This is a genomic window from Oceanobacter antarcticus (assembly GCF_044962685.1).
Lineage (GTDB): Bacteria > Pseudomonadota > Gammaproteobacteria > Pseudomonadales > Oceanobacteraceae > Oceanobacter > Oceanobacter antarcticus.
In genome coordinates this window covers 84,629-101,073 of sequence record NZ_JBBKTX010000007.1, presented here as the reverse complement: position 1 = coordinate 101,073, position 16,445 = coordinate 84,629, and the positions used below count along the sequence as shown (strand labels likewise).

The following is a 16,445-nucleotide window of genomic DNA, read 5'->3' as shown; positions in this document are numbered from 1 at the left end:
TTGTAGCGACAGTCCGGCTGCAAACAAACCCAGCCGGGTGTCGGAGCGCGTCAGAGCGACGTTTTCGTCAGGTCAGTAAAACCCCATATTCGATTCCAGCGCCGACATGCTGGAGACCGCAGCGACGGCCTGATTGCGCCACTGACGCCGGAAGGCTGCCGGTGTTTGCCCTGTCCACTGTTTGAACGCCCGTTCGAAACCTCGGCGATCAGAAAATCCCAGCTCGTTGGCCAACTGTTGCACATCCTTGCTGGTACGCTTCAGCGCAGCGGCTGCCCGAACCAGACGGCAGTGTTTGCTCAATTCCGAAAACTGGCTGCCTTCTTCCTGCAATCGTCGGGTCAGGGTTCGTGCGCTGGTGCCCAACAAATCGGCGACAGCTTCCTTGGTCATCGGCAGACAGGTCGGCCAGTAATAAAGGATATGGCGTAACTTGCGACTGAATGGGCGTTCGGTGTCTTCCGAGCGCCAAGGCACTTCAGCACCTTCCAGCATGGTTTCCAGGAAAGGCATGGCCTTTTTCATCGACTTGTCGAGATAGTCGCTGGAGAAACTGATCCAATTACAGCTTTCGCCATAACGTACAGGCACCCCAAAGTAGCGGTCGAGTTGTTCCCGATACTGTGGTGGTGGCTGCTGAAAGCCAATGCCTGTGATGTTGTAAAACCCGTTCCCCAGCCGGGAGCCGACATCATGAATGCCAGCGGCAACCAGTTCGGCACGGGTTTGACGCGCATGCGGTGTTCCATCGCTCACATAAAACACGACTTTGACCGCCTGTTGGCCAATAAATACATCGGGGGGATGACTGTCGCTGATCAGCGGATAATAACGCCGCAGTTGTGACAGCGCATCGCGACCGGTGCGACATTCACTGAGCAAATACGCTAGCAGTCGAAATCGTCGCCAATCCAACCGGCTCCCCATCATGACGCCAATAGCAGGCGTTTTCAGGGACTGACCGGCCTGTTCGATGATGCGATCAAACACAGGCACAGGAAATTGATGTTGGCTGTTACCCCAGTCCTGAGCCAGCTCAGGAAGCTCGTCAGGACTCAATCCCCGCTCACGCATGAGCTGAAAAAGGGGGTGCAACGCCGCCGACGTCAATGTCGGAGTAAGATAAGCACTCATAAATAATGTCATTGTTGTTATTTTTGTTACAGACAACGTATCACCACCGCTGCTTTCAGACCAGCCCCCAAGAGTATTTTTTAATCAGTAGCGGATATTGAACGGTAGACCCTGCTTTATTTGTGAACGTGACTTGACAGTCGAAGGTGTCGTCCGTAGTATATGCAACCTCTGACGCGGGATGGAGCAGTCTGGTAGCTCGTCGGGCTCATAACCCGAAGGTCGTAGGTTCGAATCCTGCTCCCGCAACCAATTTCCAACGTAGTGCGGTTTAGGTCAGAGAAGCAAGATGATGTCGCGGGATGGAGCAGTCTGGTAGCTCGTCGGGCTCATAACCCGAAGGTCGTAGGTTCGAATCCTGCTCCCGCAACCATTTCCAATTAAACCAGCCAAGTGCTGGTTTTTTTGTGCCTGAAATTCGCTCGTTCTCGTCGCCTCAACGTAAATACCTCTGGCTCTGAATCAAAAAACGTACGCCAAGCTGAATGATTTTAATCCCCACCGCTGTTTTTCGGTGAGCATCCGGGTTTGAACGATTATTACCCTGCGAGACAACCTCCACTGCGAGACAACCCCCACTGGTTGGGGGCAGAATAGACAGCAACCCCATGCAGGGAAGTGAATGGTGCTGGTTCATGCCGCTTCTCTGTGCAGCCCAAGGAATCGCCTTCATGGCCCGCAAGCCCGCTAAAAAAGACGCCTCGAAAACCCAATCCTTTGAACAAACGCTCTGGGCCACCGCCGACAAACTGCGCGGTAGCGTTGAATCGTCAGAATACAAACACGTGGTGCTGTCGCTGATCTTCCTCAAATTCATCAGCGATAAATTCAATCAGCGCAAGCAGCAACTGATAAACGAAGGACAGGGCGACTATGTCAACATGGTGGAGTTTTACACCATGACCAACACCTTCTACCTGCCGGAAAACAGCCGCTGGGAGTACATCGCCCAACACGCCAAGCAGGACGACATCGCGGTAAAAATCGACACCGCCCTGTACATCATCGAGAAAAACAACCCATCCCTGCGCGGTGCGCTGCCGGATAACTACTTCTCGCGCCTTGGCCTCGACGTCAGCAAGCTGGCGGCGCTGATCGACGGCATCAACAATATCGACACTATTGTTCAGGCCGTGGGGGCTGATGGTGAAGACAGTGCCGACAGCGCAGCTCAAAAAGCCGCCAGCGAAGAAGACATCGTCGGTCGCGTTTACGAATACTTCCTCGGCAACTTCGCCGCCACTGAAGGCAAAGGCGGCGGCGAGTTTTACACCCCCAAATGCGTGGTTAACCTGCTGGCCGAAATGATCGAGCCGTATCATGGCAAAATCTATGACCCCTGCTGCGGCTCCGGCGGCATGTTTGTACAGTCGATCAAATTTGTTGAAAGCCATCAGGGCAACAAAAAAAACATCTCTATCTACGGTCAGGAACAAACCAGCACCACCTACAAGCTGGCCAAGATGAACCTGGCGATTCGTGGCATCAGCGCCAACCTCGGCGACGTGCCTGCCGACACCTTCTTTAAAGACCAGCACCCGGATTTAAAAGCCGACTTTATCATCGCCAACCCGCCGTTTAACCTGAAGGAATGGCGCGGCCCCGACGAACTCACCGACGACCCGCGCTGGGCCGGTTACGACACTCCGCCCACCGGCAACGCCAACTACGGCTGGATTTTGCACATGATCAGCAAGCTCAGCGACAATGGCGTCGCGGGCTTTGTACTGGCCAACGGCTCCATGAGCACCAACACCAAGGGCGAAGGCCAGATTCGCCAACAGATGATCAACAACGACCTGGTCGACTGCATGATCGCCCTGCCGGGCCAACTGTTCTACACCACCCAGATTCCGGTGTGTCTGTGGTTTTTAACCAAAAACAAAAAAGCTCAGACCTTCAGCGACGGCCGCAAGCAACACCGCAACCGCGAAGGAGAAACCCTGTTTATCGACGCCCGCAACATGGGCAGCATGGTCGACCGCACCCATAAGGAACTGACCTCTGGCGGTGAAGAGAGCGATATCGCCAGAATTGCCCGCACCTATCATGCGTGGCGCGGTGAACCCGTCAGCCCGGAAGGTTCAGGTGAGGCAGAAAACGGCTATGAAGACCTGGCGGGATTCTGTAAAAGCGCCACCCTCGACGACATCAAAGCCAACGACTACGTCTTAACACCGGGCCGTTACGTCGGTGCGGCGGAAGTGGAAGACGACGGCGAACTGTTTGAAGAAAAAATGCAGCAACTGACCCAAACCCTGTTCCAGCAGATGGCAGAAGCGCAGACGCTGGACAGCACCATCAAACAGAATCTGGTTAATCTGGGTTTTGGCCCTAACGCTCAGGAGGCACCATGATCGATACCGAGTTTTACCTGCGCTGTATTAAAACGCTGGAGCAAGCCTGTGCCCTGCTGCAAAAAGCCGAACCCGACAGTATCGAATACGAGCTGTACCGGTCTGCCTGTGTCAAAGAGTTCGAAATCATTCTGGAGCAGTCCGGCAAGTTGCTGAAAAAATGCCTGCGCGCCTACAAACACAGCGCCCGTGAAGCCGACAAACTGACCTTTAAAGACATCTTCCGCCACGCAGCCCATCACGGCCTGATCAGCCTGGAAGAAACCGAACGCTGGCTGCAATACCGCGATAACCGCAACAACACCGCCCACGATTACGGCGTTAACTTCGCCCAGAAAACCCTGGTGTTACTGCCTCAATTCATTACCGACGCCAGCCGTCTGCAACAGGTGATCAGCCAGCACTCCCATGATTGATTTACGCCCACAAGATCGCCAGCTGATTGAACAACTGGCCCGCGAACATTTACCGAGCGGCAGCCAGCTCTGGCTGTTTGGCAGCCGGGTAAAAGGCACTGCCCACGAAAGCAGCGATGTCGACATGGTGGTGTTCCCGCAAAACGAACAGGACGCCGCCAGCGCCACCCTCGACTTTCAGCAAGCGCTGCAAGACTCCAACCTGCCGCTGATTACCCAGGTGTTTTACTGGCCGCAACTGCCGCAACGCTTTCAGCAGAATATCCAGCAGGCCTATGAAGTATTGGTGGAGGTCGGGAAATGAGGATAACCGCAGAAATGATTGCACAAACCCTGTTTCAGCAGATGGCCGAAGCGCAAGCGCTGGATGCCGTGATTAAACAAAACCTGAAGGGGCTGGGTTATGGGGAGTGAGTGGGTTCAAACCAGCGTTGGTGATTTCCTCGAAGAACACGGTGGGGAAATTAAAACAGGGCCATTTGGAACGAAGTTAAAAGCTTCTGAATATTCTGAAGTCGGCGTTCCTGTTATCTCTGTTGGTGAAGTGCAACTTGGTCGTCTCACTTTGCATGAACGAACGCCGAAGGTGGATGTTGACGTGACAGCTCGCATGCCTGAGTACCTTCTGGAAACCGGAGATATTGTTTTTGGTCGAAAAGGAGCTGTAGAGCGTTCGGCCAGAGTTCGTAGTGAAGAGGACGGTTGGTTTCTCGGTTCAGATGGAATTCGTCTGCGCTTGCCAGATTGCTGTGATAGCAGGTTTATTGCTTATTCATTCCTGACTACGGCACACAAACAGTGGATGGTACAACATGCCGCTGGTACTACGATGGCGTCTTTGAATGAAAAGATTATTCGCCTGATCCCACTGTCGTTGCCGCCTTTACCTATTCAAAAAGCGATTGCAGATAATTTAGAAGTCATCGACAACAAAATCGCCCTTAACCGCCAGATCAATACCACGCTGGAGTCGATGGCGCAGGCGTTATTTAAAAGCTGGTTTGTGGATTTTGACCCGGTGATCGACAACGCCCTCGCCGCCGGAAGTGAAATCCCCGACGAGCTGCAAGCCCGCGCCGACCGCCGCAGCGCTTTGCTCAGTGCCAACACGGCAACCACCGCCGCCCGCCTGCCGCAGGACATTCAACAGCTCTTCCCCGACCGCTTTGTCTTGACCGAAGATATGGGCTGGGTGCCGGAAGGGTGGGAGTCTAGTTGTGTCGGTGCAGAATTTGACGTGACGATGGGACAGTCCCCCCCTGGCCATACCTATAACGAAAACGGAGATGGGTTACCGTTCTTTCAGGGTAGGGCTGATTTTGGCTTCAGATACCCGTCCAACCGTATCTATTGTTCTGAGCCAAAAAGGTTGGCCAAAAAAGCAGATACTTTGGTGAGTGTGCGTGCGCCTGTTGGTGATGTGAATATGGCTTCAGAAGAATGTTGTATCGGTCGCGGAGTTGCTGCTGTTAGACATCTATCAGGTTCCTGTTCATATACCTATTACTCTATGGCTCAGCTTAGAGAGCATTTTAAAGTTTATGAGGGTGAAGGAACTGTATTTGGCAGTATCAACCAGCAAGGCTTTAAGGCGTTACCAGTGCTGACAGTTCCAGAGCAATTAGTAAGTTGTTTTGATCGTATCTCAGGTGGTCTGGACAAAAAGATCGAGTTGAATACACAGGGTATCAACTCACTCGCCAACCTCCGCGACTCTCTGCTCCCCAAACTGCTCTCCGGCCAGTTATCCATCCCGGAGGCAGAGCAAGCGTTAGATAAGGTGAATTAACCGTCTGTGGGTCGGGCAACTGTCGCACCTGTTGAAAAACACTGGTGCGACAGTTCGCAGGCAAGCCTGCTCCTACATGTAGGAGAAGCCGGGACGCGCAGTCTTGCGTCCGATTGTGGAAACACCGCGTGTCGGATGGCGCAGGCTTATCCGACCTACCGTCTGATAAACACAAGAGGACACAGATTCATGAGTGATTCGGAGCTGGACGAGCAAGGACGCGGTGAGTTTATTCTCTACACCACAGAGGATGGCTCTACGCGGGTGGAGTGCCGTTTTGAAGACAACACGATTTGGCTGTCTCAAGCCCTGATTGCTCAACTGTATGACCGTTCTAAAAAGACCATCAGCGAACATTTGGTCAACCTTTTCGATGAGGGCGAGCTGATGGCCGATTCAGTTGTCCGGAATTTCCGGACAACTGCCGCAGACGGCAAGCTGTACGATGTTAAGCCAGTAGGGTGCGCACTGCGCACCAATAAACGGCGCTATCAGGTTTGGCAGGCGTTGCATCCGCGCAATGTCGTGATAACGTGATTTCAACGTATCAAATGTGCGCCCGGATACGGCAGGGCGCTTAACCAAAAGGAATCAGGGATGAGCTTTACTGAAGCCAGACTGGAACAGGCCATTATCGACTTACTCGGGCAGCAGGGTTTCCCCTATGTGCCGGGCGGCACGTTAATCCGCAGTCAATCCGAGGTGCTGATCAAGGAGGATTTTCGGGCATATCTGGGCAAGCGTTACGCCGCTGATGGCATTACTGGCGCGGAAATCGACTCGGTGATCAACCGGCTGGAACGTTTGCCCTCTGCGGATTTATACGATTCCAACCGCAGTATTCACAAGCTGGTTTCAGACGGTTTTTTGCTGAAGCGGGAAGATCGCTCGAAGAAAGATCTGTATGTGCAGCTGATCACTCCTTCACCTTCTGGCGATAAGTCGCCCGCTGAAGGCTCTTCCCGCCTGCCAGAACAGCGTATCCCTGAAGACGGCGAAAACCGTTATGAGTTGGCAGCGGTGGCGGATTCCGCTGCCGGTTACGGCGACGGCAATATTTATAAAGTCGTGAACCAGCTGGAGATCGAGGGCAAGGAGCTGCGTATCCCCGATGCCATTGTGTATATCAATGGTCTGCCATTGGTGGTGTTCGAGTTCAAAAGCGCGATTCGCCTGGAAGCGACCATTCACGATGCCTACGTACAGCTCACTAGCCGTTACGCCCGCGATATTCCCGAGCTGATGAAGTACAACGCCGTATGTGTGATCAGTGATGGCGTTAACTCGCGCATGGGCTCGCTGTTTGCGCCGTATGAGTTTTTCTACACCTGGCGCAAGGTCAGCGGCAACGAGACCATCGAGCAGGACGGCATCAACGCCCTGCACACCATGATGCAGGGGTTGTTCGACAAAACCCGCCTGCGCGAGGTGATTCGCCACTTTATTTATTTTCCGGATGTGTCGAAGCGCGAAGACAAGATCATCTGCCGTTATCCGCAGTTTTACGCCGCCAACAAGCTGTACCAAAACATTCTGGCGCATCGCAAAGTGCCGGATGGTCAGGGTGGTATTCGTGGGGGCGACGGCAAGGGCGGCACCTACTTTGGTGCCACCGGCTGCGGCAAAAGCTACACCATGCTGTTTTTAACCCGGCTGCTGATGAAAAGCGTCGAGTTCGAAAGCCCGACCATTGTGCTGATTACCGACCGCACCGATCTGGATGATCAGTTGTCGGGGCAGTTTGTGAACGCCAAGCAGTACATCGGCGACAACACCGTGGTGAGTGTGGAAAGCCGCGCCGACCTGCGCGAAAAGCTCAAGGGCCGTAACAGCGGCGGTGTGTTCCTGACCACCATTCACAAGTTCAGCGAAGACATCGAGCTGCTGACTGAGCGCAGCAATGTGATCTGTATTTCCGACGAAGCCCACCGCAGCCAGGTGAATCTGGAGCAGAAAATACGAGTGACGGAGCAGGGCGTAAAACGCACGTATGGCTTTGCCAAATACCTGCACGACTCGTTGCCCAATGCCACCTTTGTCGGCTTTACCGGTACGCCAATCGACGCCACGCTGGATGTGTTCGGTGACGTGATCGACAGCTACACCATGACCGAGTCGGTGAAAGACGAGATCACTGTGCGCATCGTCTACGAGGGCCGCGCCGCCAAGGTGGTGCTGGACAACAACAAGCTGCAAGAGATCGAGGCGTACTACAAGGAGTGCGCCGACGAAGGCAGCTCCGACTACGCCATCGAGGAAAGCAAAAAAGCCAGCGCCCATATGAACGTCATTCTCGGCGACCCCGACCGCATCCAGGCGCTGGCCAAAGACTTTGTTCACCACTATGAACAACGCATCGAAGAAGGCGCAACCCTGAAGGGTAAAGCCATGTTTGTGTGCAGCAGCCGCGAGATTGCCTACCGCTTCTGGCAGGAAGTGACCGACCTGCGCCCGCAATGGAACGAAATGCTGATTGCTGAAGAGAACGACAAGCTGTCGGAGAAGGAAAAACAGGACATCAAACCGATGGAACGGATCAAGATGATCATGACTCGTGGCAAGGATGACCCGGCAGCGCTTTATGAAATGCTCGGCACCAAGGAGTATCGCGAGATGCTCAGTCGCCAGTTCAAAAAGGCGGAATCCAATTTCAAAATTGCCATTGTGGTGGATATGTGGCTGACCGGCTTCGACGTGCCGTTCCTCGATACCATCTACATCGACAAACCAATCCAGCGCCACAACCTGATCCAGACCATCTCGCGGGTGAACCGCAAGTTTGAAGGCAAAGAGAAAGGCCTGGTGGTGGATTACATCGGCATCAAAAAGCAGATGAACTTGGCGTTGGCGCACTACAACAAGGCCGACCAGCAGAACATCGAAGAAATACAGCAGTCGGTGATTGTGGTGAAAGACCACCTCGACCTGCTGGGCAAGATTTTCCACAAGTTCGACACCACGCCGTACTTCAGCGGCAGCCCGCTGGAGCAGCTTAACTGCCTGAATATGGCCGCTGAGTTTGTGCAGATCACCGACAAGATCGAAAAGCGTTTTATGGCACTGGTGAAACGCCTGAAAGCGGCGTTTGATATTTGCAGTGGCTCGGAATCCATCAACCAGGATGAACGTGACTGGATCCACTTCTATCTGGCGGTGCGCTCGATTGTGTTCAAACTCACTCGGGGGAACGCCCCGGACACCGCGAAGATGAACGCCCGCGTGCGCGAGATGATTGCCGAAGCGTTAAAAGCCGACGGCGTCGAAGAAATCTTCAAAATGGGCGAAAACCAGGGTGGCGAAGTCGACATCTTCGATGACGATTACCTGGCCAAGATCGAAAAGATCAAACTGCCTAACACCCGTATCAAGCTGCTGCAGCAACTGCTGGCCCGCGCCATTGAAGACTTCAAAAAGGTCAACAAAACCCAGGGCCTGAACTTCAGCGAGAAATTCCGCCAGTTGGTGGAAAACTACAACGAACGGAATGAAGACAGTGTGCTGGTGAGCGACGTGCTGGAAGACTTCTCCGACCAGATCGTTGATCTGCTGCAGGCGCTGAAAAAAGAGAAAGAATCGTTTGCTGATCTGGGCATTGATCTGGAAGAAAAAGCCTTCTACGACATCCTCAAAAAACTCGCGATCAAATACGACTTCACCTACCCGGAAGACAAACTGTTAACGTTGGCTCAAGCGGTAAAACAACTGGTTGATGACAAAGCCCAATTCACCGACTGGGATCAGCGAGAAGACATTAAAGCCGAACTCAAAGTGGGTTTGATTCTGCTACTGGCCAAACACGGCTATCCGCCTGTAGACAAGGACGAGGTGTACAAAGAAATATTCGAGCAAGCCGAGAACTTCAAGAAGTACCGGAAGGAGTCGCTATAGCCAAGTGGGAAGCGAGCTTGTAAACCTGATTCACATGGTAGTAGTAGCTGTAGCAGTGGTTGCATAGCAGTGGTTGCATAGCAGTAGTGGTTTCACCGTGGATCCCCGGCAACCGGCACACTCTCGGTGTCATGGTGTATTTATATTGCTAAGTCAAACGTCGGTCTTTTTGGGTGCCAGCGGGGGTCAGCAACCACTTGGTCTGACAGGTGCCACTGAATGGATACTCTGTTGTTGTGCAATAAGCAGATCAATCCTGTATCTGGACACGGGTTCTATTACAATAGCGCTTTTGCCTTGGTGTAGAGCTGCATGGACAAGATTCTGGTCAGGGGTGCACGCACTCACAACCTCAAAAACATCGATCTGGATATTCCCCGCGACAAGTTGGTGGTGATCACTGGCCTGAGTGGATCGGGCAAGTCCTCTTTGGCATTCGATACCCTTTATGCGGAAGGCCAGCGTCGTTACGTCGAATCCCTGTCTACCTATGCACGCCAGTTTCTGAGTGTGATGGAAAAGCCCGACGTTGACCTGATCGAGGGCTTGTCGCCGGCGATTTCCATTGAGCAAAAATCCACCTCGCACAATCCCCGTTCCACGGTGGGGACTGTCACTGAAATCTACGATTATTTACGCTTGTTGTTCGCTCGGGTGGGCACGCCGCGTTGCCCGGATCATGGCGTTGCCCTGGAGGCGCAAACGGTCAGTCAGATGGTTGATGGCATTCTGACGCTGGAGGAAGACAGCAAGCAGATGATCCTCGCGCCAGTGGTGCGTGACCGCAAGGGAGAACATGCGCATATCTTCGATAGCTTGCGCGCTCAGGGCTATGTGCGGGTACGTATTGATGGCCGTATCTACGATCTGGATGATACGCCGGATCTCGATAAACGACGCAAGCACAGCATTGAAGTGGTGGTCGATCGTTTCAAGGTCAAGCCTGGTCTTGAGCAGCGTTTGTCTGAGTCCATCGAAACCTGCCTGGAGCTGAGCGGTGGTCTGGCGCTGGTGGCATCGATGGATGACGATGACGCGGCACCCCTGTTGTTTTCGTCACAATTTTCTTGTCCTCATTGTGGTTACAGCCTGTCTGAACTGGAGCCTCGGCTGTTTTCGTTTAATAACCCGGCCGGTGCCTGTACCACGTGTGATGGTCTGGGGGTCAAGCAGTTTTTTGATCCGGATCGGGTGATTGCCGATGCGAGTTTGTCGATTGGAGAGGGTGCCATTCGGGGTTGGGATCGCCGCAGTGTTTATTACTTTCAGATGTTATGTGCGGTGGCTGAGCATTATGGTTTCCAGCTGGATGTACCATTTTCGACGTTGAGTGTTCAGGCACAGGAGCAACTGCTGTACGGCAGTGGTGATGAAGAGATCGGTTTTGTTTATGTGAACTCGCGCGGTGAGCAGATTCGCAAGCAGCATCCGTTTGAAGGGGTGCTGCCCAATCTGGATCGTCGTTATCACGAAACCGAGTCACAAACGGTACGTGAGGAGCTGGCCAAATACCTGAGTGTGCAGCCTTGTCCGGCGTGTGCCGGTTCGCGCTTGCGGCAGGAAGCACGCAATGTGTTTATTGAAGATAAAAATATTCATGCCTGCACCAGTATGTCGATCGAGGATGCCCACGCTTATTTCACCAGCCTGGCGCTGGCGGGCAATAAAGGCGAAATTGCGGAAAAAATTCTCAAGGAAATTCGTGAACGCCTCAGTTTTCTGGTCAACGTCGGGCTGGAGTATCTGACCCTCAATCGCAGTTCCGATACCTTGTCCGGGGGGGAATCCCAGCGTATTCGCCTGGCTTCGCAGATTGGCGCTGGCTTGGTTGGCGTATTGTATATCCTGGATGAACCGTCCATTGGTTTGCACCAACGTGATAACGACCGTTTGCTGCAGACGTTGTTTCATTTGCGCGATCTGGGTAATACCGTGTTGGTGGTGGAGCATGACGAAGATGCGATTCGCAGTGCCGATTACCTGATTGATATTGGTCCTGGTGCCGGTGTGCATGGCGGACAGGTTATTGCCCAGGGCACACCAGAGCAGGTGGCTGCGGATCCGAACTCGGTGACGGGGGAATATCTGTCCGGTGTCCGTGCCATCCAGGTGCCCGATATCCGCACGCCATATCCAAAGGGCAAGGAGCTGAAACTCAAGGGCGCACGGGGTAACAACCTCAATAACGTCGACCTGACTATTCCGTTGGGGCTGATGACCTGTGTGACCGGGGTGTCGGGGTCGGGTAAATCGACGTTGATCAACCGCACCCTGTATCCGCTGGCAGCCACGGCTTTAAATGGCGCAACGACGCTGAAAGCCTCTGAGCACGACAGCGTGCATGGCATGGGGCTGCTCGACAAGGTGGTGGATATTGACCAGAGTCCGATTGGTCGTACACCGCGCTCCAATCCCGCGACTTATACTGGCATTTTTACTCCAGTCCGTGAGTTGTTTGCGGGCACTCAGGAAGCCCGTTCCCGTGGTTACAAGGCCGGACGTTTTTCCTTTAACGTCAAGGGCGGGCGTTGTGAGGCCTGTCAGGGTGATGGCGTCATCAAGGTGGAGATGCACTTCCTGGCAGATATTTATGTGCCTTGCGATATTTGCCATAGCAAACGCTATAACCGCGAAACCCTGGATATTCGCTACAAGGGCAAAAACATCCACGAAGTGCTGGATATGACGGTTGAAGATGCCCGCGAATTTTTTGATCCGATTCCGGCGGTGGCGCGCAAGCTGCAAACCCTGATGGACGTCGGGCTGAGTTACATTCGTTTGGGACAAGCGGCGACGACGCTGTCAGGTGGTGAAGCACAGCGGGTCAAGCTGGCGAAAGAGCTGTCGAAGCGGGATACCGGCAAAACCCTGTACATACTGGACGAGCCAACGACCGGGTTGCATTTTCATGATATTGAACAGTTGTTGGAGGTGCTGCACCGGTTACGCGACCACGGCAATACTGTGGTGGTGATTGAACATAACCTGGATGTGATCAAAACCGCTGACTGGGTAGTCGACCTCGGGCCAGAGGGCGGTTCCAAGGGCGGTTATATTATTGCTGAAGGTACTCCAGAAGCGATTGCGGCAGCTGAGCAGTCCTATACCGGCCGCTTCCTCAAGCCGTTGCTGGAAGTGGCGAAACAGCGGCAGCGCTGATGTCGGGTCGGATAATTTGTCACCAGTGCGACCGTCCTGCCAGTGTGTGTTTGTGTGACGCGCTGGTGCACACGTTGGCACCGCTGGAGCTGGTGATCTGGCAGGATCCGGATGAGGCGCGTCACCGTTTATCCACCGCACCACTGTTGCATAAAAGCATCACTAACAGTCGTCTGGTGGTGGCGGATCAATACGATCCAGTCAAGTTGCTGGGGCCAGGCTGGCGTCAGAACACCGTCTTGCTGTTCCCGTTGGAGCACAAGCCCGAGTGTCCGGTCGAACAGGCGCGTCAGTGTCAGCAGCTGCTGATACTGGACGGCACCTGGCGCAAGGTGCGACGCTTGTTGTTGCTGAATCCCTGGTTGAAAGAATTGCCCCATCTACAACTCACGCCAGCCGAACTCAGTCGTTACCGTCCGATTCGCAAATCGCCTCGTCCTGATGGCTTGTCCACGCTGGAAGCGGCGGTGGCCGGACTGAACCGGCTGGCGGCCTCGTCGGAGTTTGATGCGGTCGCGGGGGTGCTCGACCGGTTGGTTGAGTTGCAGTTACAGAGCCAGGCCCGTCAGGTGAAGTGAACCCAGGCTGACTGGCAATTATCGTCCTGGTAATTATCGTCCTGACCGTAATCCCTGCGGCTGCTCAGACTTGCTCTGTCATATTGGCAATATGCAATATCTGACGATCAATCAGCGTCCGGCTGTTTTCTGGCAGGGCGGTGAGCCAGAAGTTGGCTTGTTGGTTACCTTGTAAATCCGCCACCATTGGGCCTTCTTCCCATTCCAGCCCGTATTCGGGTGGCAGCTCACCAAGCAGTGTTTGGCTGGCCAGCAGGCGGTATTCTTCACTGCGGCGGGCCAGATGCGATGCCCAATAGAGGGTGTCGCCAATCAGGCTGTAATGACTTTCGTCACCTTGCTCAAGTGGTGCCAATAATACCGGCCCCCAGTGGGCGGCAGCACGGAAACTGATAGCGGCCAGATGGGGATTTTTTTGCCGAGCGTACTGCATCAGTCCCAGACACAGTTGGGCGGCGTAGACGCAGTGCAGGGTGTCGCGTTCATTTTCATCGTTGAGGCCAAAAATCATCACGATGCCATCACCCTGATAGCGGTCCAGTTTGCCGTTATACAGTTTTGCTGCCTGGTTTAATAATCGATGGTACTCGCCCAGAGCCTGGGCCAGCTCTTCGGCACTGAGGCGTGATTGCAGCACATCCAGTTCGCTAATTTCGATGTAGATCAGCGCACAGCGCTGGTAGGTCGTAGCCTTGACCGGCACCTTGTTGTCGTTATAGAGAAACTTGCCAAGTGCTTTTTCTAATGCCAGGCGTTGCCGTTCCTGCTCGCGGATGTTGTTCAAAGCGGTATGGAGTTGATCAAACTCGATCACCGGGGGTGGCGGGGGCGGTAACTGCAGTGGCTCGTCGTCGTGCCAACCTTGCAAGGTACGGGACAGTTTTCGCAAGTAGTCGGCTACCCGTTCGGCCAGAAAATAGCTGATCAGACCTGCCAACATGGCGCTTAGCCCAGTAGCAATCAACGCCAGCGACAGATAACGGCCACTGTCGCGGTGGGCGGCGGCGAGGTTGATGTCGGCCTGGATGACACCGACCACCTGGTCGTCCTGAGTGATTGAGCGGCTGATATGGATGCGGTTATCGAGGGTTTTGCCGATTTCGGCAATCACTTGGCCATCGGTATCCAGTACTCTCAACGCGCTGATTTCCTCACCTCGTTGCCACTCCGCCAGCGCCAGGTTGAGACTGATGCGGTCTTGCTGGATCAGGCTGTGGGCCAGGGTCAGTGCCAGCCGTTGGGTCTGCCTGGTGGCATCCTGCTGCAGCCGCCGCTCGAGCTGGTCGCTGAGGTTGTTATAGGTCAGGAATGTAATCAGCAGCCCAAGTAGCAGTACTTGGGTGGCACCTGCAAGGCCGCAGATCTGGCTGAAAGGAAAACTTCTGGTCAACTTAACCTGCATCTGGTTCGCCATTAGGGTGTTGAAATCCGGGGTCTGACTGGTGATCTGGTACGACCATACCGGTTTGCGGCATAACTGACGTGGGCAACGCTGGAAATTATTCGCCGTCGGCAATCAGTACCATCGCAGTGATAGTCAGAGGTGTCTGAGGTGGTATTATAGGCGCCGCCCGATATATGGCCAGAACCGAGCGGCAGTGATGCCAATTCCGTCGGGCATCGGACGACCAATACTGAACCCAAGAGGAACCGCCATGAGCGACGTTAAGCAGTCTCTGCAAGAAAAACTGGAACAGCTGGAAAAAGGCCTGTTTCTGATGAGTGTTGACCGTATCCGTGCACTGTCTACTCATGAAACTACCGATCTGATTGAAGACCTGCGCTCTGTCGTGGCTGCAGCCAAGACCGATCTGGGTAAGCTGTAAACTGACAACCGCCTGAGGGCAACAGGAACGCATTGTGACCGAATTGGTTCTTATCCGGGTAACCGGTGCCGATAAACCCGGCCTGACTGCCAGTATCAGCGCGATTCTGGCCCAGTATGGTGTCACCATACTGGATATCGGTCAGGCTGAAATTCACGATACCTTGTCTTTGGGTATTCTGGCAGCGATTCCTGACAACGCAGAATCCGCTCCGGTATTAAAAGATGTGTTGTTCAAAGCACACGAACTGGGGCTTTCTATCCGTTTTACACCGGTCACCGCCGAGAGTTACGCGCACTGGGTGGCTGGTCAGGGCAAGTCCCGTCATATCATCACCCTGCTGGCCCGTACGATCGAGGCCGATGCCATTGCCCGTGTTACCGCGATTGTGGCGGAACACGGACTGAATATTGACCAGATCAGCCGTCTGTCTGGGCGGGTGCCACTGGATCAGGCCGCCAGCAGTAACGACAATACCCGTGCCTGTGTTGAGTTTTCGGTACGCGGCGAAGCTGATCAGAGTGAGTTGCGCGCCCGCTTTCTGGAGGTAGCCAACGAGCTGGGTGTCGATGTCGCCTTCCAGGCTGATGATGTTTATCGTCGTACGCGGCGCTTGGTGGCTTTTGATATGGATTCGACTCTGATCGAAGCGGAAGTCATCGACGAGCTGGCTCGTGCCGCCGGAGTCGGGGATCAGGTGGCAGCCATTACTGAGCGGGCGATGTTGGGCGAACTGGATTTCAAACAAAGTTTTGCCGAACGCATGGCGCTGTTGCGGGGGCTGGATGCCAGTGTGCTGGAAGGCATTGCCGAGCGACTGCCGATTACCGAAGGTGCCGAGCGGTTGATTTATAACCTGCGGGCACTGGGGTATAAAACCGCTATTCTGTCCGGTGGTTTCAACTACTTTGGTCGTTATCTGCAGCAACGTCTGGGTATTGATTATGTGTTTGCCAACGAGCTGGAGATGGAGGACGGTGTGGTTACCGGCCGTGTCATCGAGCCGGTGGTTGATGGCCAGCGCAAGGCAGAATTGCTGCGAGAGTTGGCCGCCAAGGAGGGTATTCGCCTGGAGCAGACCATTGCCGTGGGAGACGGTGCCAACGATCTGCCGATGCTGAGTATTGCTGGCTTGGGCATTGCGTTTCGTGCCAAGCCGCTGGTGCGTGAAAATGCCCGTCACTCTATTTCAACCCTGGGTCTGGACGGCATTCTGTATCTGCTGGGGTATCGCGACCGGGATATTGCCGAGCCGCCGTGTACTACTGCTGGCCAGCGGTAGACTGAATGGGTTTTCG

The 16,445-nt window shown here is 54.2% G+C and carries 12 protein-coding genes and 2 tRNA genes; 12 read left to right on the top strand and 2 right to left on the bottom strand.

The window, feature by feature from the left end; translation table 11 throughout:
• Positions 1-72 precede the first annotated feature (72 nt).
• The gene (locus WG929_RS07375) at positions 73-1,134 is read right to left on the bottom strand and encodes an AraC family transcriptional regulator (RefSeq protein ID WP_416205525.1); all 1,062 of its coding nucleotides are present in this window, start codon (positions 1,132-1,134) and stop codon (positions 73-75) included.
• 175 nt (positions 1,135-1,309) lie between these two features.
• Here WG929_RS07375 and WG929_RS07370 point away from each other — a divergent pair.
• From WG929_RS07370 to WG929_RS07325, 10 genes are all read left to right on the top strand, one after another.
• Positions 1,310-1,386: transfer RNA gene (locus WG929_RS07370), tRNA-Met, on the top strand.
• 44 nt (positions 1,387-1,430) lie between these two features.
• A tRNA-Met gene (locus WG929_RS07365) sits at positions 1,431-1,507 on the top strand.
• A 298-nt stretch (positions 1,508-1,805) separates the two neighbouring features.
• Positions 1,806-3,491 (top strand): type I restriction-modification system subunit M, encoded by a 1,686-nt coding sequence (locus WG929_RS07360; RefSeq protein ID WP_416205524.1) that lies wholly within the window; start codon positions 1,806-1,808, stop codon positions 3,489-3,491.
• Entirely contained in the window at positions 3,488-3,907 is a 420-nt protein-coding gene (locus WG929_RS07355; protein ID WP_416205523.1) for a nucleotidyltransferase substrate binding protein, read from the top strand. The genes WG929_RS07360 and WG929_RS07355 overlap by 4 nt, the downstream gene beginning before the upstream one ends.
• The gene (locus WG929_RS07350; protein WP_416205522.1) at positions 3,900-4,211 is read left to right on the top strand and encodes a nucleotidyltransferase family protein; all 312 of its coding nucleotides are present in this window, start codon (positions 3,900-3,902) and stop codon (positions 4,209-4,211) included. The genes WG929_RS07355 and WG929_RS07350 overlap by 8 nt, the downstream gene beginning before the upstream one ends.
• A 99-nt stretch (positions 4,212-4,310) precedes the next feature.
• Positions 4,311-5,696, top strand: coding sequence for a restriction endonuclease subunit S (locus tag WG929_RS07345; RefSeq protein ID WP_416205521.1), 1,386 nt, complete (start codon positions 4,311-4,313; stop codon positions 5,694-5,696).
• Between the two features lie 189 nt (positions 5,697-5,885).
• On the top strand, positions 5,886-6,233 hold the full coding sequence (locus WG929_RS07340) for a virulence RhuM family protein (RefSeq protein ID WP_416205520.1): 348 nt from the start codon (positions 5,886-5,888) through the stop codon (positions 6,231-6,233).
• 60 nt (positions 6,234-6,293) lie between these two features.
• A complete protein-coding gene (locus tag WG929_RS07335; RefSeq protein WP_416205519.1) occupies positions 6,294-9,584 on the top strand; it encodes a type I restriction endonuclease subunit R in 3,291 nt (1,096 codons plus the stop codon).
• A gap of 312 nt (positions 9,585-9,896) precedes the next feature.
• Positions 9,897-12,743 carry an excinuclease ABC subunit UvrA gene (uvrA, locus tag WG929_RS07330; RefSeq protein WP_416205518.1) on the top strand — a complete coding sequence of 949 codons (2,847 nt, stop codon included), beginning with the start codon at positions 9,897-9,899 and terminating at the stop codon, positions 12,741-12,743.
• Entirely contained in the window at positions 12,743-13,321 is a 579-nt protein-coding gene (locus WG929_RS07325; RefSeq protein WP_416205517.1) for a tRNA-uridine aminocarboxypropyltransferase, read from the top strand. The genes uvrA and WG929_RS07325 overlap by 1 nt, the downstream gene beginning before the upstream one ends.
• Before the next feature lie 64 nt (positions 13,322-13,385).
• Here the strand turns inward: WG929_RS07325 and WG929_RS07320 are convergent, their stop codons facing one another.
• Positions 13,386-14,711 carry an adenylate/guanylate cyclase domain-containing protein gene (locus WG929_RS07320; RefSeq protein ID WP_416205516.1) on the bottom strand — a complete coding sequence of 442 codons (1,326 nt, stop codon included), beginning with the start codon at positions 14,709-14,711 and terminating at the stop codon, positions 13,386-13,388.
• 265 nt (positions 14,712-14,976) lie between these two features.
• Here WG929_RS07320 and WG929_RS07315 point away from each other — a divergent pair, with 265 nt between their 5' ends.
• The gene (locus WG929_RS07315; RefSeq protein WP_369856814.1) at positions 14,977-15,147 is read left to right on the top strand and encodes a hypothetical protein; all 171 of its coding nucleotides are present in this window, start codon (positions 14,977-14,979) and stop codon (positions 15,145-15,147) included.
• A gap of 34 nt (positions 15,148-15,181) precedes the next feature.
• Positions 15,182-16,429: a phosphoserine phosphatase SerB gene (serB, locus tag WG929_RS07310; RefSeq protein WP_369856815.1), complete on the top strand. Its 1,248-nt coding sequence runs from the start codon at positions 15,182-15,184 to the stop codon at positions 16,427-16,429.
• Positions 16,430-16,445: the final 16 nt, after the last annotated feature.